Source organism: Pseudomonas sp. (assembly GCF_030698175.1).
GTDB lineage: Bacteria > Pseudomonadota > Gammaproteobacteria > Pseudomonadales > Pseudomonadaceae > Aquipseudomonas.
Genome location: NZ_JAUYNT010000014.1, coordinates 118,210 through 139,145, shown reverse-complemented (window position 1 = coordinate 139,145; position 20,936 = coordinate 118,210). Strand labels below are relative to the sequence as shown.

General features: G+C 59.9%; 13 protein-coding genes. 7 read left to right on the top strand and 6 right to left on the bottom strand.

From position 1 onward, the window contains the following. Positions 1 to 12: 12 nt before the first annotated feature. Together Q8R10_RS06560 and mnmC are read right to left on the bottom strand one after the other, a co-directional pair. A complete protein-coding gene (locus tag Q8R10_RS06560) occupies positions 13 to 2,766 on the bottom strand; it encodes a hybrid sensor histidine kinase/response regulator (RefSeq protein ID WP_305652149.1) in 2,754 nt (917 codons plus the stop codon). 202 nt (positions 2,767 to 2,968) lie between these two features. Then, positions 2,969 to 4,945, bottom strand: a complete 1,977-nt coding sequence (gene mnmC, locus Q8R10_RS06555; RefSeq protein WP_305652147.1) for a bifunctional tRNA (5-methylaminomethyl-2-thiouridine)(34)-methyltransferase MnmD/FAD-dependent 5-carboxymethylaminomethyl-2-thiouridine(34) oxidoreductase MnmC — start codon at positions 4,943 to 4,945, stop codon at positions 2,969 to 2,971. A gap of 282 nt (positions 4,946 to 5,227) precedes the next feature. Here mnmC and pap point away from each other — a divergent pair, with 282 nt between their 5' ends. Further along, the gene (gene pap, locus Q8R10_RS06550) at positions 5,228 to 6,715 is read left to right on the top strand and encodes a polyphosphate:AMP phosphotransferase (protein WP_305652145.1); all 1,488 of its coding nucleotides are present in this window, start codon (positions 5,228 to 5,230) and stop codon (positions 6,713 to 6,715) included. Between the two features lie 104 nt (positions 6,716 to 6,819). Next, positions 6,820 to 8,004, top strand: a complete 1,185-nt coding sequence (locus Q8R10_RS06545) for a thiolase family protein (RefSeq protein ID WP_305652143.1) — start codon at positions 6,820 to 6,822, stop codon at positions 8,002 to 8,004. Between the two features lie 71 nt (positions 8,005 to 8,075). Here Q8R10_RS06545 and Q8R10_RS06540 read toward each other — a convergent pair whose 3' ends face one another. Then, entirely contained in the window at positions 8,076 to 8,285 is a 210-nt protein-coding gene (locus Q8R10_RS06540) for a DUF6316 family protein (protein ID WP_305652141.1), read from the bottom strand. A 141-nt stretch (positions 8,286 to 8,426) separates the two neighbouring features. Next, positions 8,427 to 9,836 (bottom strand): class II fumarate hydratase, encoded by a 1,410-nt coding sequence (locus Q8R10_RS06535; protein WP_305652140.1) that lies wholly within the window; start codon positions 9,834 to 9,836, stop codon positions 8,427 to 8,429. A gap of 195 nt (positions 9,837 to 10,031) precedes the next feature. Here Q8R10_RS06535 and Q8R10_RS06530 point away from each other — a divergent pair, with 195 nt between their 5' ends. From Q8R10_RS06530 to Q8R10_RS06510, 5 genes are all read left to right on the top strand, one after another. Beyond that, entirely contained in the window at positions 10,032 to 10,553 is a 522-nt protein-coding gene (locus tag Q8R10_RS06530; RefSeq protein WP_305652138.1) for a DUF2059 domain-containing protein, read from the top strand. A 12-nt stretch (positions 10,554 to 10,565) separates the two neighbouring features. Beyond that, positions 10,566 to 10,868, top strand: coding sequence for a BolA family transcriptional regulator (locus Q8R10_RS06525; RefSeq protein ID WP_305652136.1), 303 nt, complete (start codon positions 10,566 to 10,568; stop codon positions 10,866 to 10,868). Positions 10,869 to 11,009: 141 nt separating this feature from the next. After that, entirely contained in the window at positions 11,010 to 11,960 is a 951-nt protein-coding gene (locus tag Q8R10_RS06520; RefSeq protein ID WP_305652135.1) for a rhodanese-related sulfurtransferase, read from the top strand. 3 nt (positions 11,961 to 11,963) lie between these two features. Continuing rightward, positions 11,964 to 12,596 carry a DsbA family protein gene (locus tag Q8R10_RS06515; protein WP_305652133.1) on the top strand — a complete coding sequence of 211 codons (633 nt, stop codon included), beginning with the start codon at positions 11,964 to 11,966 and terminating at the stop codon, positions 12,594 to 12,596. Beyond that, positions 12,589 to 14,382 carry an ABC transporter ATP-binding protein gene (locus Q8R10_RS06510; protein ID WP_305652131.1) on the top strand — a complete coding sequence of 598 codons (1,794 nt, stop codon included), beginning with the start codon at positions 12,589 to 12,591 and terminating at the stop codon, positions 14,380 to 14,382. Before Q8R10_RS06515 ends, Q8R10_RS06510 begins: the two co-directional genes overlap by 8 nt. 12 nt (positions 14,383 to 14,394) lie before the next feature. On the opposite strand, the gene Q8R10_RS06505 is transcribed toward Q8R10_RS06510, so the two are convergent. Beyond that, positions 14,395 to 16,938 (bottom strand): EAL domain-containing protein, encoded by a 2,544-nt coding sequence (locus Q8R10_RS06505; RefSeq protein ID WP_305652129.1) that lies wholly within the window; start codon positions 16,936 to 16,938, stop codon positions 14,395 to 14,397. A 126-nt stretch (positions 16,939 to 17,064) separates the two neighbouring features. Then, entirely contained in the window at positions 17,065 to 20,466 is a 3,402-nt protein-coding gene (locus Q8R10_RS06500; RefSeq protein ID WP_305652127.1) for a chemotaxis protein CheB, read from the bottom strand. Between the last annotated feature and the right edge of the window lie 470 nt (positions 20,467 to 20,936).

The window sequence follows — 20,936 nt, the reverse complement described above, 5'->3', positions numbered from 1 at the left end:
GTGACTATGGGCTCAGCTATCGAGCGCCGCCTTGTTATGCAAAAAATGCTCGATGCGCTCGAACAGCAGCTGGCTGTCCAGGGGTTTGCCGATGAAGTCGTCCATGCCGGCCGCCACGCCCAACTGCTGATATTGCTCAAACACATGGGCGGTCAAGGCGATGATCGGCACTGCAGGTAGGTGTTGTTGCTGCTCAAACAAGCGGATTTGCCGGGTGGCTTCGAAGCCATCCATCTCCGGCATTTCGCAATCCATCAAGATCAGCTCAATGCTGCTCGGTGAGCGGCGGTACTCGGCCACGGCGGCGGCGCCGTTGTTGACTACCCGTGGGTTATAGCCACGTTTTTTCAGCAAGCCTTGGGCCACCAACTGGTTGACCGGATTGTCTTCGGCGACCAAAACGCAGGGACTGGCGCGGGTTTTAGCCACCAGCGCAGCCACCACTGCGGGCGCTGCGACAGGTGTTGGCTGGTACAACTCCAGCAAACTTTGCCGCAACTCGGTGATGGTCAGCGGTTGTGGCAGGCTTTGCAGGCGCAGCTGGGGAATATTTGGCAACTGTGCGGTTTGGGCTGGCGGGCAGAGCAGCAAAATTGGCTGGTCGGGTTGCAGGTGCCCACGCAGCGGCTCCAGCCAGCTGGTGACGCTGCCGGGCCACGGCGACATCAAGACCAAGAGTGGCGGTGCGCTGTATTCAGCCAGGCAACTGAGCAGCCGCTCTGGCGTCTGGCAGCGTTCGGTGCGCATGCCCCAACGGTTGAGCAGCAGGCCGAGGGCGTCCAGGCCTTGACCGTCTAGCGAGGTGAGCAGGGCAGTGCGACCGTTGAGTAAGGTGGCCAGGGCATCCTGCTGCTGTGGGTTATGTTGCAGCGGCAGGTTAAAGGTAAACAAGGTGCCTTCGCTTGGGCTGCTGTGCACTGCGATCTGACCGCCCATCATGGTGACCAGTTCTTTGCTGATGGCCAAGCCCAAGCCGCTGCCGCCATAACGGCGGGTGGTGGTGGAGTCGCCTTGGGCGAAGGAGTCGAACAGTTGCGCTTGGCCTTCGGCGCTGATGCCGATACCGCTGTCCTGGATGCTAAACAGCAACTGCGTTTGCTCTGGGGCATTGTTGCGCCGGCAGATGTTGATCGTCACATGGCCTTCGGCGGTGAACTTCAAGGCGTTGCTGAGCAGGTTCATCAGCACCTGCTTGAGCCGGGTCGGGTCACCGACTATGTACTGCGGCACGCCATCTTCGAGGCTGACATACAGGCGCAGACGCTTCTCCAGTGCTTGGGCGGTGAACAGGCTGATGGTTTCGGACAGCAACTGTTCGAGATCAAACTCAATCTGTTCCAGGCTCAACTTGCCGGATTCGATGCGGGCATAGTCGAGAATGTCGTTAATCACCGCCAACAGCGACTTACCCGAGCTGGCGATGGTGTCGACATAAAAACGCTGGCTGCGATCCAGCGGGGTTTCTTTTAGCAGTTGCAGCATGCCTAGTACGCCGTTCATGGGCGTGCGGATTTCGTGGCTCATGGTCGCCAGGAAGCGGCCCTTGGCCTGGTTGGCCAGGGTGGCTTGCAGGGCTTCCTGGCGTGAGTTGAAACCTTCATCTTTAAGCACGTTAATTCGGTCGGCGAGGCCGATGGACAGCGTGATCAGCTCAATGGTGACGCCGATTTTGACCACCGTGGAGCCAAACAGGCCAAACAGTTCAAAGCCCAGCGAGGCCGCAGTGACTATCACGAAGGCGGTCAGCAGCACGCTCCAGGCCAGGGTGTAGTAAGAGCCGTAACGCACGCCCTTGCGCCAGGCGTAGATGCCCACCAGAAACAGCCCCAGGGAAGTGCTGAGCAGCGTCACGCTGGCCAGGATGTTCCAAGTTTGCAGGTCTAGCAGCAGGCCGGAAACCAACAAGGCGAAAATCACCAGGATCAACAGGCGCAGGCCAGTGTCCAAGCGCGGGAAAAAGTGTTTGGTATGCAAAAAATGTCGACTGAACTGTGCGGCGGCCAAACATTGCACGTACATCAGGATGTAGATGCTCACCGACTGCAAGGCCACATGTTCGGGCAGCAGTTTAAACAGCATGCCATCGAAGCAGGCCGCCAGCAGTCCGACGTTGACGCCGTAAGCCAGGTACCAGAAGTACGCCGGCTCGCGCAGGGAGGCAAACAGAAACAGGTTGTAGAAAATCATCGCGAACAGCACGCCATAGAAGGCGCCGCTCCAGCCCATCAGGTTTTCTTGGGCGGCGGCGCTGGCGGCATAGGTGCTGAAGAACACCGGCACGAACACGGTGCTGGTGGTTTCAATGCGCAGGGTTAATTGGCTGGTGCCACGGGCTAAATCCAGTGGAAACCAGAAGTTGCGTACCTGCACCGGGCGGCTGGCGAAGGCAAAGATGTCGCCGCTTGCTTGGCTTTGCAGACTGCCGTCGGGGCCTTGCAGGTACACCTTAAGGTCGTCGAGGAGCGGGTAATTAACCTCGAGAAAACCCGGCAAGGTGTGTGGGCGGTGGTTGGTAAGGTCGACCCGAAACCACCACACCGAGGCGTTTTTGCCCAGGTTGGCATGGTCGCCGTTGACCGCCTGAAAGCGCTCATTGGGCAGCGCTTGCACTTGTTGCAGGCTGAGTGTGCCGTTGGGGTCTTCCAAATAGCCCATGTTCGGGCCGAGCGACAGGCGCAGGTCATCGGAGTCCAGGTTGACGGGTGACAGCGCCCAGGCGGCATTGCTTAACAACAGCCATAACAGCAACAGACTAATGCGAGGCATTAAAGGACCTCTTTTTGTAATATGTCCGCAGCGCACTGTGCCGACATGTTGGCTGTTGTTCAAGTGGCGTTTTATGCGCCTGGCTGAGGGATTTCGCCGACATTAACCGCGCAGTCGCGGTTGATCTCGGCGCGCTTGTGTCGCGCTCGGGCAGCAGCTCTTAGAGCATAGCGTTTGTGCGCTGGCGCGTTGGCTGGCTGGGCTATTTGCCGCGGATCAAATTGCGCAGGGCAAAGCGATTGGGGTGACAGGCCTCCGCGACCGCGCGCGGCAGCGGCAATGGCTCGTTATTTAGCCAGGCGGCCAGCAGTTCGCCGGACAAGGGCGCGCTGATCAAACCCCGCGAGCCGTGACCGCTGTTGACATACAAGCCGTCCAGCCAGGGGCAGGGCAGGTCGGTGCGCCAGTTAGCATTCTTGCCCAGCTTGGCGTATTGCCGGAGAAAGGCAGAAGCATCCGCCAGTGGGCCAACAATCGGCAGGTAGTCCGGGCTGGTGCAGCGAAACGCGGCGCGCCCCTGCAGCTGGCTCGGATCGAGTTGCGCGGCCTGTAAGCGTGCACTCAAGTCGCTGGAGATTTCTTCCAGCAAGCGCAAATTACTGCGGTGCTCGGCAGCGGTGGTTGCCAGCTCTTGGCTGTGCATATCAAAGCTGGCGCCCAGGCAGTGCTCGCCGGCATGGGCCGGGGCGATATAGCCTTCGGCGCAGACCACGGTGCGCAACGCCGCACTGGCCGCAGTTTGTGGCAGGCGGGTAATTTGCCCGCGAATGCGCTTGAGCGGCAACCCAGCCGCCTGGGCAAAGTTGCGAATATCGGTGGCGCCCGCCAGCACCACCACCGGCGCGCTGGCCAATAACTGCCCCTGGCTGCAGGCCTGCCAGCCGTCGGGATGACGCTCAAGTTCGAGTACATCACTATGGGTCAGCAGGCGAATCTGCGGGTGTTTGGCCAGCAACTGGCACAGCGCCGGCGGATGCACCCAGCCGCCGTCGGGATAAAACAGCCCGCCTGCTGGCAGGGCGATGCCGGCGCGGCTTTCGGCTTGCGGCTGGCTCAGGGGCTGCAATAAATCGGCGGGGAAGGCCGCTGCCAACTGGGTCTGGTGGGCCAGTTCCTTCTCGTTCAAGGCCAGTTGCAGCACGCCGCAGGCGGCCCAGTCGTTGTTGTGCAGTTGCTCCAGCAAACGCCGGGTGTAACCGAAACCACTGAGGATCAGCCGCGACAAGGCGGTGCCGTGGGCGGACAGTTTGAGGTAGAGCACCCCCTGGGGATTGCCCGAGGCTTCTTGCGCCAGTGCGCCGTGGCGCTCCAGTAAAGTGACTTGCCAGCCGCGGGCGGCCAGGCTGGCGGCGCTGGAGCAACCGGCCAGCCCCGCACCTATCACCAAAGCCTGGCGCGCGGCCGGATTAAAGCTCGGGCGGGCGAACCAGGGTTTTACCGCGGGCGTGGTCTGGCCAATAAATTGACCTTTGAGCACTTCCCACTTACGGCCGCTGCCGGGCACCCGTTGCATCTTGAAACCGGCGGCATTCAAGGCCCGGCGCACGTCACCGGCGCTGCAAAAGGTACTCAAGGTGGTGCCCGGATGGGACAAGCGGGCCAGCTCAGCAAACAACTCTGGGCACCACATTTGTGGGTTGCGCTGGGGGGCAAAGCCGTCGAGAAACCAGGCGTCGATGGGTGCGTCCAGCTGGGGCAATTGCTCCAGGACATCGCCGATCAACAGCGTCAGGCTGACCCGCCCGCTGCTTAAGGTGAAACGCTGAAAACCCGGATGCACGGCCAGGTATTGCGCCAGCAACTGTTCGCTATAGCGGGCCAGCTCCGGCCAGAGGGCCAAAGCGCGCTGCAGATCGCTGCGGGTCAGCGGGTATTTCTCGGCGCTGACAAAGTGCAGGCGGCAATCGCCGGGAGCGGTTTGCTCGAACAGTTGCCAGGCACAGAGAAAATTCAATCCGGTGCCAAAGCCGGTTTCCCCTATCACCAACTGGCCGCCGGCGGGCAGCTCGGCAAAACGCTGGGCCAGCGCGTTCTGCTCTAAAAACACATGGCGGGTCTCGGCCAGGCCGCCGTCGGTGGCAAAGTACACATCGGCAAATAGCTGCGAGCGTGGCTGGCCCTGGGCATCCCAGTCGAGTTGCGCATAGGGGGATGAAGCGGACGTGGGGTGATCGCTCATGGGCGGAACCTTAAAAACCAGGCGGGCATTCTAGCAGGCCGTGAAAAACTACTGCGCTCGGCTATGCGGCGTTGAAATCAGCCTCAAAATGCTCATGTACTACTCGTACACTGCGCTTTTTCGGCTGATTTCGCCTTGCCTAGCCGTCGCTCGCTACATTTTTCAACGGCCTGCTAGCCGATCTGCGCCAGCCAATTTGATCTGCGGCAATGCTTGCGTGGCCGGCCAGACAACTGTGGCCATGATCCGCTAGGCTGGGCCTATTCAGCTTTGGAGATGCTTATGTTTGAATCCGCCGAAATTGGTCACGCCATTGATAAAGACGCCTATGACGCCGCCGTGCCGGCCCTGCGCGAGGCGCTGTTGGAGGCGCAGTTTGAACTCAAGCAGCAGTCGCGCTTCCCGGTGATTGTGTTGATTAATGGCGTTGAAGGCGCCGGCAAAGGCGAAACCGTCAAGCTACTGAATGAGTGGATGGACCCGCGGCTGATTCAGGTCAGCACCTTTGACCAACAAACCGACGAGGAGTTGGCCCGCCCGCCGGCGTGGCGCTATTGGCGGCAACTGCCACCGAAAGGGCAGATGGGCATTTTCTTCGGCAACTGGTACAGCCAAATGCTGCAGGGTCGCGTCGATGGCCGGATCAAGACGGCGGTGCTCGATCAGGCCATCGATGGCGCCCAGCGGCTGGAACAGATGCTCTGCGATGAAGGCGCGTTGATCTTTAAGTTCTGGTTTCATCTGTCAAAAAAACAAATGAAGGCCCGTCTCAATACCCTCAAAGATGATCCACTGCACTGCTGGCGGATCAGCCCGCTGGACTGGCAGCAGTCGAAAACCTACGACAAGTTTGTCCGCTTTGGTGAGCGCATCTTGCGCCGTAGCAGCCGCGACTATGCGCCTTGGTATGTGGTCGAAGGGGCGAATCAGTACTACCGCAGCCTGACGGTTGGGCGGATTTTGCTCGAGGGATTGCAAGTCGCCCTGCAAAATCAACAGTCGCCGCAGCGCAGCCCCCATGCCGCGCCGCTAATCGCCAGCTTGGATAACCTCGGTTTGCTTGACAGCTTGGACATGAGCCAGCGGCTGGAGAAAAGTGACTACGAAGAGCAACTGGCGGCCGAGCAGGCGCGGCTGTCGGGGTTGATGCGCGACAAACGCTTTCGCAAGCATGCGCTGGTGGCGGTGTTTGAAGGCAATGATGCAGCCGGCAAGGGCGGCGCTATTCGCCGGGTGGCCGCAGCACTGGACCCGCGCCAGTACCGCATAGTGCCGATTGCCGCACCGACCGAGGAGGAATGCGCGCAACCCTATCTGTGGCGTTTTTGGCGACATATTCCGGGACGCGGCAAGTTCACCGTGTTTGATCGCTCCTGGTATGGGCGGGTGTTGGTTGAGAGGATCGAAGGCTTTTGCAGCCCGGCCGACTGGCTGCGCGCCTACGGCGAGATCAATGACTTCGAAGAGCAGCTCACCCGCGCCGGCGTGGTGCTGGTGAAATTCTGGCTGTCGATCGACCAAAACACCCAGCTGCAACGCTTTGAGGAGCGCGAGCAGATTCCCTTCAAGCGCTTCAAGATCACCGAAGACGACTGGCGTAATCGCGATAAATGGCCGCAATACAGCGATGCCGTGGGTGATATGGTCGACCGTACCAGCAGCGAAATTGCCCCCTGGACGCTGGTGGAAGCCAATGACAAACGCTTTGCCCGGGTCAAGGTGCTGCGCACCATCAACGATGCCCTGGCGGCGGCCTATGCCCGTGATTGAGTCTGGCCTGGATGGCGCTGCATACGGGTAATGAATAATTCTCGTCGCCAGCGCCGCTGTGCTTTTATTCTACTGTTAGCGACCACCCGAACCGGAGAAACGTCATGCGTGAAGTAGTAATAGTCGACAGTGTGCGTACAGGCTTGGCCAAGTCCTTTCGTGGCAAGTTCAATCAAACCCGCCCGGATGACATGGCAGCCCATTGCGTGAATGCCTTGCTGGCGCGCAGCGGCCTGGACCCGGCGTTGGTCGACGATTGCATCGTCGGCGCCGGCTCCAACGAAGGCGCCCAGGGCATGAATATCGGCCGTAACGTCGCGGTGTTGTCCAAGTTGGGCAAGGATGTCGCCGGCATGACGCTCAACCGTTATTGCTCCTCAGGGTTGCAGGCCATTGCGATTGCCGCCAACCAGATCGCTTCGGGGTGCAGCGATGTGATCGTGGCCGGTGGGGTCGAGTCGATCACCATGACCATGAAGAACATGAACACCAACCAGCTGTTTAATCCGCTGATCCAGCAGAGTCTGCCGGGCATTTACTTCCCCATGGGGCAGACCGCCGAGATAGTCGCGCGGCGTTATGGCGTGACCCGCGAGCAGCAGGACCTGTACGCCCTGCAAAGCCAGCAGCGCACCGCGCGGGCCCAGGCCGAAGGTCTGTTCGACGACGAAATAGTGCCGATGGCAGTGAAATACCAGGTTGAAGACAAGGCCACGGGTGAGAAGAGCCTGGTCGAGGGCATCGTTGATCGCGATGACTGCAACCGTGCCGACACCACCCTGGCCAGCCTGGCGTCGCTCAAGCCGGTATTCGCCGAGGACGGTTCGGTGACCGCCGGCAATGCTTCGCAGCTGTCCGATGGCGCCTCCATGACCCTGGTCATGAGCTTGGACAAGGCCCTTGAATTGGGCCTCAAGCCGCGGGCGTTCTTTCGTGGTTTTGTCGCGGCCGGTTGTGAGCCCGATGAAATGGGCATAGGCCCGGTGTATTCGGTGCCCAAGCTGCTCAAAGCCCGTGGCCTGCAGATTGCCGACATCGACCTGTGGGAGCTGAATGAAGCCTTCGCCTCCCAGTGCCTGTATGCCCGTGATTTTCTCGGTATCGACAACGAGAAATACAACGTCAATGGCGGCGCTATCGCTATCGGCCACCCTTTTGGTATGACCGGTTCACGCCAGGTCGGTCATCTGGTGCGCGAGCTGCAACGACGTAACCTGCGTTATGGCATCGTCACCATGTGCGTAGGTGGTGGCATGGGCGCTACCGGGTTGTTCGAAGCGGTGCGTTGAGCAAAAAACGGCCAATAAAAAACCGCGCTCTGTCAGGCGCGGTTTTTTATTGGCTCTGTACGCCCTAAGGTTTAAAACGCTCGACTTTCGATGATGTCCTTGGCTTGGATCATGCGGCGGATGTAGCAATAAATCTCGCGCTCAGCATCAACACGGGTGAAGTACGGCCCTTCCAAACTGCCCTCGCGGGTGGAAAAGAAGTACTGACCGTTGACGGCACTGACCCGTTCGCAACGGTAGTGCGTGCCGGGGGTTGGATCGATTCTACGTTGACCAAACATGCTTATTACTCCACTACGAGTCGTTCCCCTTCAGTCTAACCAGCAAAATTTGCCTGATGGCCATTGGCGACTAATGGTCAGAAAAGCAGCGAAAACAGGTTTTTTTGACTGTTTTTCATTTGTTTGACGTCATTTTAGTGACTATTTCGCGGCTTTTTCTTCGTTTGGCCCGCTGCCGAGCATCAGCTCCGGGCGCACCCACTGATCAAATTGTTCGGCTGTGACAAAGCCCAAAGCCAAGGCGGCGCTGCGCAAGGTGCTGCCTTCTTGATAGGCCTGTTTGGCGATCTGTGCGGATTGGTCGTAGCCGATATGAGGGTTGAGTGCGGTCACCAGCATCAGGCTGTTTTGCAAGTGTTCGGCCATTTTCGCGGCATCCGCTTCGAGGCCGGCGATGCAGTGTTGCTGGAAGTTGTGGCAGCCAGCGCTGAGCAGTTCAATCGACTGCAGCAGGTTGTAGATGATCACCGGTTTGAAGACATTCAGCTGCAATTGCCCCTGACTGGCGGCGAAGCCGATGGTCACATCGTTGCCCAGCACCTGGCAGGCAATCATCGACAAGGCTTCGCACTGAGTCGGGTTGACCTTGCCGGGCATGATCGAACTGCCGGGTTCATTCGCCGGCAGCCGCACTTCGGCAAACCCGGTGCGTGGCCCGGAGCCGAGCAGGCGTAAATCGTTGGCCAGCTTCATCAGGCATACCGCCAGGGTTTTCAGTGCGCCACTGAGGCTGACCAAGGCTTCGTGGCCGGCCAGGGCGGCAAACTTGTTGGGCGCCGAGAGCAGTGGCAAACCGCTGAGGCTGGCCAGCTCTGCGGCTATGGCCGCGCCGAAATCGGCCGGCGCATTCAGGCCGGTGCCCACTGCCGTGCCGCCCTGGGCCAGTTGGCAAACGGCCGGCAGGCTGGCGTTGATGGCGTCTTCGGCATAGCCGAGTTGGGCGACAAAGGCCGAGAGTTCCTGGCCAAAGCTGATGGGCGTGGCATCCATCAGATGGGTGCGACCGCTTTTCAGTAAATCGCCATGCTGTTCGGCGTGCACGGCGATACCGGCCGACAGTTCGTGGAGCGCCGGCAACAGTTGCTCGCGCACTGCCAAGAGGGCGGCGATATGCATGGCGGTGGGGAAGCAGTCGTTGGAGCTTTGCGAGCAATTGACGTGATCGTTGGGGTGCACCGGCAACTTGCCGCCGCGCGGCTGGCCGGCCAGTTCATTGGCGCGCCCGGCAATCACCTCGTTGACGTTCATATTGCTCTGGGTGCCGCTGCCGGTCTGCCAGACCCGCAAGGGAAACTCGGCATCATGCTGGCCGGCCAGTACCTCGTCGGCCGCTTGTTCGATCAGTTGCTGCAACTCTGCCGGTAGGGCGCCGTTGCGCAGATTGACCCGCGCCGCGGCTTTTTTGATCAGCGCCAAGGCATGCACCACGGCCAGCGGCATCGACTCCTGGCCAATCGAGAAGTAAGTCAGTGAGCGTTGGGTCTGGGCGCCCCAGTAGGCCTCGGTGGGAACTTCAATAGGGCCAAGGCTGTCAGTTTCAATGCGACTCATGGGGCTAACTCCTAAATGGCTGTCATTAGAGTTTAGGCTCTGGAGCTGTTCCTTTCGGGCTGGGATGCGAAAGTTGTTGGGAGGATTTGCCACTTGATGTGTGCATCGACCCAACCTTTAAGCTGCTTGAGCCTTCAACGCGCTTTGGCGCAGAATGGCCGCCGCCGGATAATTTTTATCAAACAAGGACTCAAAATGACTCGTTTTCGCGCTATCTGTACCGCTGTGCTGTTTGTCTGTGCCAGCGGCCAAGTACTGGCTGATGCCAAAAGCCAAGCGGCTGATGCCGAGAAATTCCTGCTGTTAGCCCATGCGGACAAACTCGCCACTCCGGTCTTTGCGCAAGTGCAGCAAATGTTCGCCCAGCGTTTTGCCCAAGCCAATGGCGCTGACTCGAAGAAAGCCCTGCTGGAAAGCTACCAAGCCAAAGCCAATGCCGTGCTGGAAAAAGCCGTCGGTTGGAAACAGATCAAACCGGAAATGATTACGCTCTACACCAGCAACTTCACTGAAAGCGAACTGAAAGAACTGATCGAGTTCTACCAGTCGCCATTGGGTAAGAAGCTGATGGAAAAAATGCCAGCCCTCAGTGGCCAGTCGGCGCAGCTCACCCAGAAGCGTCTTGAAACCGCAGTGCCAGAAGTGAATAAATTGTTGGCCGAGATGATGAGCCAGCTAGAGCCTGCAGCAGCTAAGCCTGCGGCGAAAAAGCCTTAAGGAATAGCGGCCATGAGCATGCGTGAGCAGTTGCAAACAACCTTGCAGGCTTTGCAACCCGAGCACCTCGAGGTGCTGGATGAGAGCCATATGCACAGCCGTGGCCTAGAGACGCACTACAAGGTGGTGCTGGTTACGCCGCTGTTTGCCGGGCTGGGCGCGGTCAAGCGTCATCAGCGGGTGTATGCCTGCTTGGGCGAGTTGATGGGCCAAGTGCATGCCCTGGCGCTGCATACCTACACGCCCGATGAATGGCTTGCGCAGGGCGCGGCACCGGCTTCGCCAACCTGCAGCGGGGCAAGCAAGAGGGGTTGAGCGGATAGCGGTGCGGCTGATTTGCCGCCAAGCTATCTGTTACCATTGCGCTTGATTTTAACAACGCCGGCTTAGCCGGCGTTGTTGTTTCAATCGACCCGGTCCGTCCTTTACGCGGATGACCACCTGGAGCAATTACCGATGAACAACACCCCAACCCCGCCCATCGTCGTGGCGGCGCTGTACAAATTCGTCAGCCTGCCGGACTACGTGGCACTGCGCGAACCCTTGCAGCAAAGCCTGCTGGATAACGGCATCAAAGGCACCTTGCTGATCGCCGCCGAAGGCATTAACGGCACGGTCGCCGGCTCCCGCGCCGGCATCGACGGCCTGCTAACCTGGCTTAAGCGCGACCCGCGCTTTGTCGACATCGACCACAAAGAATCCTATTGCGATGAGCAGCCGTTCTATCGCAGCAAGGTCAAGCTGAAGACCGAAATCGTCACCCTCGGCGTGCCGGGCGTCGACCCTAATCAGCAGGTCGGCACCTATGTCGAGGCCCAGGATTGGAACGCATTGATCGCCGATCCCGAGGTGCTGGTGATCGATACGCGCAACGATTACGAAGTGTCGATCGGCACTTTCGAGCGCGCCATCGACCCGCAAACCAAGAGCTTTCGCGAATTTCCCGACTACGTGCAAGCCAATTTCGACCCGGCCAAGCACAAGAAGGTCGCGATGTTCTGCACCGGCGGCATCCGCTGCGAGAAAGCCTCCAGCTATATGCTCGGTCAGGGCTATGCCGAGGTGTTTCACCTCAAGGGCGGCATCCTTAAATACCTCGAAGAAGTGCCGCAGGAGCAAAGCCTGTGGAAGGGCGACTGCTTCGTGTTTGATAACCGCGTGACCGTGCGCCACGATTTGTCCGAGGGCGAGTACGACCAGTGCCATGCGTGCCGCACGCCGATCTCGGTCGAAGATTGCCAGTCGCAACACTATGTGGCCGGCGTCAGTTGCCCGCATTGCTGGGACAGCCTCAGCGAGAAAACCCGCGCCGGCGCCCGTGAGCGGCAAAAGCAAATCGAGCTGGCCAAGGCCCGCAACCAACCGCATCCGCTGGGCTTCAATCCACGGCTGAAAAAAGAGGCCTAAACCATGCACGCACGCCTGCTCTATGTGATGGACCCAATGTGTTCCTGGTGCTGGGGCTTTGCCCCGGTGTTGGCGGCATTGGCGGAGCAGGCAGCGGCTGCCGGGGTGCCGATGCAGTTGGTGGTGGGCGGTTTGCGCAAGGAGCAAGCGGCCCTGGAGCCCGCCGGACGGGTGCGGATTCTGGCCCACTGGCAGGCGGTAAATGCCAGCACCGGGCAAATGTTCAATTTCAATGAAGGCTTGCCGGAAGGCTTGGTGTACCACACAGAACCGGCCTGCCGCGCCCTGGTGACGGCTCGGCAGCTGGACGCGATGCGGGTCTGGCCGTTGCTGGAGCTGATCCAGCAAGCCTTCTACTGCGAAGGTCGCGATGTCACTCAGGCTGGCGTGCTGCGTGAGCTGGCTGCAGCCGCGGGCTTGCCCCGCAGTGAGTTTGCCGAAGCCTTCGATAGCCCGCAGATGCAGGCGGCCACCCAGGCCGATTTCAGCTGGGTGCAGGACTTAGGCATCGCCGGTTTTCCGACCCTGCTGGCCGAGCGTGACGGCCAGCTGGCGCTGCTCACCAATGGTTATCAACCGCTCGAACAGCTGCAGCCGCTATTGGCCCGCTGGCTGGAGCGGGCTGCCCATGCTTGAGCCGTCGCGCTTCGACCAACTGAGCTGGGCCGAGATCCGCCGGCTGGCGTTGCAGCACAAGAAGGCCTTGCTGATCGCCAATCTGGTGGCGGTGTTGACCACCCTGTGCAGCGTGCCGATTCCGCTGTTGCTGCCGCTGTTGGTCGACGAAGTGTTGCTGGGCAATGGCGACGCGGCGTTGCAAGTGATGAACCGCTTTTTGCCAGTCGGCGCCCAGCAGGCGCTGGGTTATATCGGCCTGATGCTGCTGCTGACGCTGCTGCTGCGCAGCGCCTCCTTGCTGTTTAACGTGTTGCAGGCGCGGCTGTTTGCGCGGCTGTCGAAAGATATCGTCTACCGCATTCGGATGCGGCTGATCGAGCGGCTCAAACGCATCTCCCTCAGCGAATACGAAGACTTGGGCTCGGGTACGGTAACCACTCACCTGGTCACCGATCTGGACACCCTCGACAAATTTGTCGGCGAAACCCTCAGCCGCTTGCTGGTGGCGATTCTGACCCTGACCGGCACCGCAGCGATTCTGTTGTGGATGCACTGGCAGCTGGCACTGCTGATTTTGCTGTTCAATCCGCTGGTGGTCTACGCCACGGTGCAGCTGGGCAAACGGGTTAAACACCTGAAGAAGCTGGAAAACGACAGCACCGCGCGTTTCACCCAGGCGCTGGCGGAAACCCTGGATGCCATTCAGGAAATTCGCGCCGGCAACCGCCAGGGGTTCTTCTTGGGCCGCCTCGGCCAGCGGGCGCAACAGGTGCGCGATTACGCCGTGGCCTCACAGTGGAAGACCGATGCCTCCAGCCGCGCCAGCGGTCTGTTGTTCCAGTTTGGTATCGACCTGTTTCGCGCCGCCGCGATGCTCACCGTGTTGTTCTCTGACCTGTCGATTGGCCAGATGCTCGCGGTGTTCAGCTACCTGTGGTTTATGATCGGCCCGGTCGAGCAACTGCTCAGCCTGCAATACGCCTACTACGCCGCCGGTGGCGCGCTGACGCGAATCAACGAGCTGCTGGCGCGCAATGATGAGCCGCACTACCCGAGCCAGATCGACCCGTTTCTGGGCCAGACCACCGTCGGTATCGAGGTGCGCGGCCTGCGCTTTGCCTATAACGACGAGCCGGTGCTCGATGACCTCAACCTGAGCATCGCCGCCGGGGAAAAAGTCGCCATAGTCGGCGCCAGCGGCGGCGGCAAAAGTACCTTGGTGCAACTGCTGCTCGGCCTTTACACGCCGCAAGCCGGCACCATTAGCTATGCCGGTGCCACCCAGCAGGAAATTGGCCTGGACACCGTGCGCGAGAACGTCGCGGTGGTGCTGCAACACCCGGCGCTGTTCAACGACACGGTGCGCGCCAACCTGTGCATGGGCCGTGAGCGCAGCGACGAGGCTTGCTGGCGCGCCCTGGAAATCGCCCAATTGGCACCGGCCATTCGGGTCTTGCCGCAAGGCCTGGACAGCATAGTCGGCCGCTCTGGCGTGCGCCTCTCCGGCGGCCAGCGGCAGCGCTTGGCGATTGCCCGAATGGTCCTGGCCGAGCCGAAAGTGGTGATTCTCGACGAGGCTACTTCAGCCTTGGATGCCGCCACCGAATACGCCCTGCATCAGGCCCTCGGGCGCTTCTTGAGTGGCCGCACCACCCTGATCATCGCCCATCGCCTGTCGGCGGTGAAACAGGCTGATCGGGTGCTGGTGTTCGACGGTGGGCGCATCGCCGAAGAAGGCGAACACCATCAGCTGATCGCCGACGGCGGTCTGTACGCCAAGCTCTACGGGCATCTGCAGCACTGACGAGGTTTGGCGTCAGGCTGGGCGGTTGTCCGTCATCAATAGCCGCAATTGCTCGAGTAGTGTCACTTGCAAATCATCCAGTTCGCCAAAACGGGCAAGGGCTGCGGGTGCTTGGCTGCTGTTTTGCAGTTCACACAACTCAGTTGCCAGGGCATGCAGGCGTTCGTGCAGGGCGTTGATGCCAGCAAAGCTGGCGCGGTTGCCGTGGCGGGTTAAGCCATCGTCTTTGAGCCACTGGCCGAAATGGCTGTGCTGGGCATTGAGTGGCGGTGGGCTTGGGCGCTCGCCCTTGAGATGGCTTTCCAGGGCATTGGTCCAGGCGCGTAGCTCGACACCGGCAAACAACAGCGGTAAATCCGCTTGGCTTAGTTGCGGTAATTTGTTCCAGTCAGAACGCAACCACCAGTCGGCGGCCCAGCTGGGCAGTTGGTGCGCCGGCATGGGCCGGGCGATGCCATAGCCCTGGGCCAGCTCGCAGCCCAATTGCAGCAGCATGGCAGCGTGCTCCACGGTTTCGACCCCTTCGGCGATCACCTGTAAGTGGAAGGCGCTGGCTAGGCTGATTACGCCTTTTAGAATGGATAAATCATCCGGGTCATTGAGCATGTTACAGACGAAACTCTGGTCAATTTTGAGCAGGGTAATGGGCAGGCGCTTGAGGTAGGTCAGGGAGGAATAGCCGGTACCAAAGTCATCCAGGGCAAACCTTACGCCGATTGCCTGACAGGCCAGGATAACGCGTGACACATGGGCGATGTCTTCCAGGGCACTGGTCTCCAGAACCTCCAGTTCAAGGTTGTTCGGATTGACCTGTGGATGCGTGGCCAGAATGCTCAGCAGGCGGGTGACAAAGTCTTTTTGTTGTAACTGAAGGGCGCCGATATTCACACTCACGCTGATATCCAGCCCGTCGGCATACCAGCGCTCGAGCTGCGTCAGGGCGCTGGTTAGCACCCATTCACCGATTTCGATTGCCAGCGGGTGGTTTTCGATCACCGGCAGGAACTCGCCCGGCGCTAAGAGGCCGCGGTGCGGGTGTTGCCAACGGATCAGGGCTTCGGCGCCGATGACTGCGCCCGTGCGCAGGTTGACCTTGGGCTGGTAGTGCAACACGAACTCGTGGGCCGCCAGCGCTTGGCGAATGTGCGCCAGGCTTTCGTGGTGGCTGCGCACGTTGCGGTCTTGCTCCAGGTCGAAGAAGTGCGAGCGGTTTTTGCCGGCCAATTTGGCCTGGTACATGGCTTGGTCGGCCTGGCGCAGCAGTGTGTCGGCATCCACCTCTTGCTCCTGCGGGCAGAAGGTTACGCCCATGCTGGCCGATACTTGCAGCATGAACTCGCCCACTTGTACGGGCCGGGAAGCCGCAGTAAGCAGGCGCTCGAGCATCGGCATGCTGCTGGCCACATCGGGTAAATCAACCAGTACTGCAACGAACTCGTCGCCGCCAATGCGGGCGAGGGTATCGCACTCGCGCAGGGCTTGTTTCATGCCGGCGGCCAGGGCGATTAACAGTTGATCGCCGGCTTCATGGCCGTATTTGTCGTTGATCACCTTAAAGCCGTCGAGGTCGAGAAACACCACCTCCAGCAGGTTTCCGCGGCGCAGGGTTTGCACTATGGCCTGGTGTAGGCGGTCGGCCAGTAGTACGCGGTTGGGCAGGGTGGTCAGGGCATCGTAGTGGGCGATGTGCTCCAGCTCGCGTTGGTGCTGCTTGGCTTCGGTGATGTCGGAGAACTGCGTTACATATTGTGCGAGGTTGCCGCGGGCATCGCGTACGGCGCTGATGGTTTGCATCTCGACATAGATCTCACCGTTTTTACGTTTATTCCATACCTCGCCGTACCAGTGGCCTTTTTGCTTCAGAGTGCGCCACATAGCCGTATAAAACTCTTTGGATTGACGGCCAGAGTTGAGTAAAAGTGGGGTTTGGCCGAGGGCTTCGTCACGGCTGTAGCCGGTGATGCGAGTGAAGGCGGCGTTGACGTTGATGATGATGGTGCTGTCGGCCGCAATGATCATGATGCCTTCGTGGGAGTGGGAGAACACGCTGGCGGCCAGCTCGAGTTTTTCTTCGGCTTGTTTGCGCATGCTGCAGTCGCTCAGCACGATACGCAGTGTCGGTACGCCGCTGTCGTCTTGGCTGCTGGCGGCGTGCAGTTGTGCCCAAAACAGTTGGCCGGCGGATTTCAGCATGCGCAACTCGCACGACTGCGGCTCGCCGGTGGCAAGCAGGCGTTTACGCAGGCGGTAAAAAATATCTTGGTCATCGCGCAGGATAAAGCGCGACAGTGGTTGCTTGAGCAGTTCGCTGCGAGTCAGTCCCAGCAGGGTAGCGGCGGTGAGGTTGGCTTGCAGGATCACGCTGTGCTCGTTGAGGGTGCAGTAGCCGACCGGTGCCAGGTCGTAGAGCACAAAGTAGCGTTCGCGAGCGGTTTCGAGCTGCGCCTGAGTGCGGTGCAGCTCCTCGTTTTGCATCTCCAGTTCAATTTGATGGACGCGCAACTCATGCAGCGTTTGCCCGCTGGCCTCGCCGCCCTGCAAGGGTGACGTCGACATCTGTGTCGCAATTTTTTCGGCGCGCTGGCGTAGCAGCGTTTTTGGGCTTGCCGCAGGGGATACTTGGTCGTTGTGAATAAGGCGTTTTTTCATCGTTGCGGCCCCTCATCCGCGACTGCTGGAGCGCTAGCTGCTAGCGCCCATTGCGGCGCAAGTGATACCGATGACGCTGCCCGCAGTATCGCGCAATGGTTCTACGGTTAAATCAGTAAAGCTGGGTTTGTCATTTTTGCTTGTGGGCACTTTTTGCCGGCTGCCAACGCCGCTTTCCAGTACCTCGCGCTTGATCGCCGTGAGGAGGGCGGCCTCATGCGCGGGTAACAAATCGGCATCGGTCTTGCCCAGGTACTGCTCGGCGACGAAGCCGGGCTGGGGGTTGTAGACCCAGGTGTAACGCAGCTCCTTATCTTGGTTAAACACCATCACTGGCGAGGCGCTCAGGGCCACCCGCATACGCTCTTCATTCACGCGTAGGGCATTCTCGACCTGTTTGCGTTCGGTAATGTTGAGCATAGCGCCGATCATGCGCAGTGCTAGGCCCTGCGCGTTGCGCAGCACAAAGCCGCGATCCAGCACCATGGCATAGCCACCATCGGCCTTGCGAAATTGATATTCGTCTTCCCAGTGGCTAAGGGCGGAGTTTGCCACCAGAGTATTGCGCCCATCGACCACCCGCTGGCGGTCATCGGGGTGCACGCGTTCCGCCCACCAGTTGGCCGATTGGGCTGCCGAGACGATCTCGGACCAGCCGAAGACCGAGATGCCGGCTTCGTTCCAGCGCTGCTCGCCCTTGATGATGTCCCAGTCCCAGAGCACGTCGCGGGCGGCTTTGGCGGCCAGGCGGTAGCGCTCCTCATTGAGGCGCAGGGTTTCATGCTCGTTGATGTCGACATAGGTGATCACCGCGCCCTCGATCACGTTGTCCAAGGTGCGGTAGGGCAGGATGCGCATCTTGAACCAGCGCCCCTCGGCGGTTTGCACGTCGATTTCTTTCGGGGTGAGGGTTTCCAGCACGGTCTGCAAGTCCGCCACCAGGCTGTTGTAGCCGAGCAGGTTGGAGACGATATGCCCGACCGGGCGGCCGACATCGCTGTGGATCAAGTTGATAATCCGTGAGGCGGCCGGGGTGAAGCGCAGGATGCGCAGGTTGTGGTCGACAAACACGGTGCCGATGCCGGTGCCGGCCAGCAGATTGTTCATGTCGTTGTTGGCCCGCGACAGTTCCAGCACCTTGATCTGCAGCTCGGTGTTGACGGTGGCCAGCTCTTCGTTGACCGACTGCAACTCCTCTTTTGAGGTTTCCAGCTCTTCATTGGTGGATTGCAGCTCTTCGTTAACCGACTGCATTTCCTCGTTGGAGGATTTGAGCTCTTCACTGGAGCTTTCCAGCTCTTCAATGGTGCTTTGCAGAAAGGCTTCCTTGCTCCAGAGCTCTTGTTTGAGGGCACTGACGCGCGCGTCAACGTCGGCTTCCAGGCTCAGCACGCTGCTGCTTACTTGCGCGGTCGCCTGCTGCAATTGTTCAGGGTCAAGGCTTGCGGCTTCCTCCAGAATAATCAGATAGAGGGGCGTGCCGAGCGCTGGACCGTTGCTAACCGGGCGGATGGTCAGGTTGACCAAGCTGAAGTGACCGTTGGTTCTGACCCGCAGCCCGAGGTTATGCACCACTTCGTTGCTGCTGGTGGCGTGCAGCAGGCCGCTGGTCAAGGCTGGGCGCAGGCCTTCACGGGCCATTTTAAAAATATTGTTGATGCCTGCCTCGCCCTGGGCGGGCTCCAGGTACATGCCGCTGCGGCCATGCAGGTAAAGGATGTCGCCGAGGCTGTTGACCAGTACGCCGACCGGCGTCAATTGCTGCAGCAAGGCTTGCTCGGTCAGTTCCCGCAGCGGCAGTTTGAGTGGCAGCGCAGCTTTGGCTGCGCCGCGTGGTTGGGCGCTGGTTAGCTCGGTGTTGTTCATGGGTGACAAGAGGTGGCCAAGGGATGTGCGGCGCATGCCATGAAAGTCTTCCTTGCGTTGAAATAGTTTGATTTTGCGGTCCTGCACACTAAACAGCTCGTCAAATTCGCCGATGCCTTCAGAGGTGCCAAGCAGCAGTATGCCACCCGGTTTTAGCGCGTAGTGAAACAGCGGAATGAGCTTGCGTTGCAGCTCCACACCGAAATAAATCAGCAGGTTGCGACAACTGATCAGGTCGAGCTTGGAGAAGGGCGGGTCTTTGATCAGGTTCTGCTCAGAGAAAATCAGCAGGTCGCGGATGTTTTTGTGAATGCGGTAGCTGTTGCCGTCGGGCTCAAGGGTGAAAAACCGCTGCAGTCGCTCGGCACTAATGTCCGCGGCGATGCTGGCCGGATATACCCCGCTGCGGGCCGTGGCAATGGCGCGGCTATCGATGTCGGTGGCGAACACCTGCACGGTGTAGCTGGGTTTAAACGCCTCGCGGTATTCCTGCAGCAAGATGGCCAGCGAATAGGCCTCTTCGCCGGTGGAGCAGCCCGTCGACCAGACCCGAATGCTGCTGTCGGCGGTTTTATTGGCAAACAGCTTGGGGATAACCTCGTGTTCCAGGCTCTGAAACACCTCGGGGTCGCGAAAGAAGTTGGTTACCCCGATTAACACATCGCGAAACAGCGCCTCCACCTCGCTCGGCGCCTGCTGCAAATACTTCACGTAGTTATCGATGGTGTCGACCTGGTGGACGGCCATGCGTCGCTCTATGCGGCGCAGAATGGTGCTGGGCTTGTATTGGGCAAAACTGTGGCCAGTTTGCGTACGCAATAACATGAAGATTTTTTTCAGTGCGTCTTCGATGTTGGGGGTGGCCGCATGGGCAAGGCGCATCGGCTTGCCAAAGGCATGGGCGGCATAGGTGATCAGTTGCGCAGGCATCTCGGCCGGCGGCAGTTGATAGTCAACTAAACCGGTGGCGATAGCGCTGCGTGGCATGCCGTCGAACTCGGTGGACTCGGGGTTTTGCGTCATCAGCATGCCGCCTTCGCCCTTGATCGCCCGTACGCCCAGGGTGCCATCGCTGCCGGTGCCGGACAGGACGATGCCGATGGCGCGTTCGTGCTGCTCTTGGGCCAAGGATCGAAATAAAAAATCCACCGGCAAACGCTGACCGCGCGGCTCGGCGGGCTCTAGCAATTGCAGGCAGCCATTGAGCAGGGCCATGTCGCGGTTGGGCGGGATGATGTAAATGCAGTTGATTTGTACCGGCATACCATCCTCGACCTCGAAGACTGGCATGCGGGTATAGCGCTGGATCAACTCGCTCAGCAGGCTTTTGTGGTCCGGTGCCAGGTGCTGCACCAGCACAAAGGCCATGCCCGGATCTTTGTCAGTCGGCATGCCGGAGAAGAAGGCTTCAAACGCGGCCAGTCCGCCGGCGGAAGCACCAATTCCGACCACCGGAAAGCTGTTGCTGGGGCTTGCCTGCGCCGGGGCGTCAGCACTGGGTTTGGCTTGCGGTGCTCTAGCTTGGCTTGAGGCGCGCGTCGGTTTGGCGGTTTTTTTTGTTGTCGCCATGATCGGCATCCTGAATTCAATACAAGTGAGCGTGAGCCCGCGGGCAATGCTGTTCGAGCCGTTGCAGGCTCGGTTGTTGGGCGCCGGTTTGGCAAGCCCAACGACTGATATTGCACAAGTATAAACCCAGTGCTCAGCGCCACCGCTAATCGCCAGCGGCGGATTGCGGCAGCTCTGACATAGGGCGGTTTTTACCCGTCGGGCGAGAACCGGGGCGGGCTGAGCGGCAGGTTTAAAGTTTAGCAAGCGCATAACTAAGCATAGGTAGATCTGGATTTAACCGGGGTTAACCACTGTGTGACTCTGCTGGCCATGAATAGGCCTTGGTGTTTCTCCTGCAAGCCGTGTGTCGCCCGGGTGGCCGGGCGAACTGTCGCTGGCCGTTTGCCCGAGAGACTGGCGTGATCAGCTGCTTGCCGCCGGAGCTGGCCTTCTGGGCGCTGTGGCATTGTCGCCATGCGCGACCACCC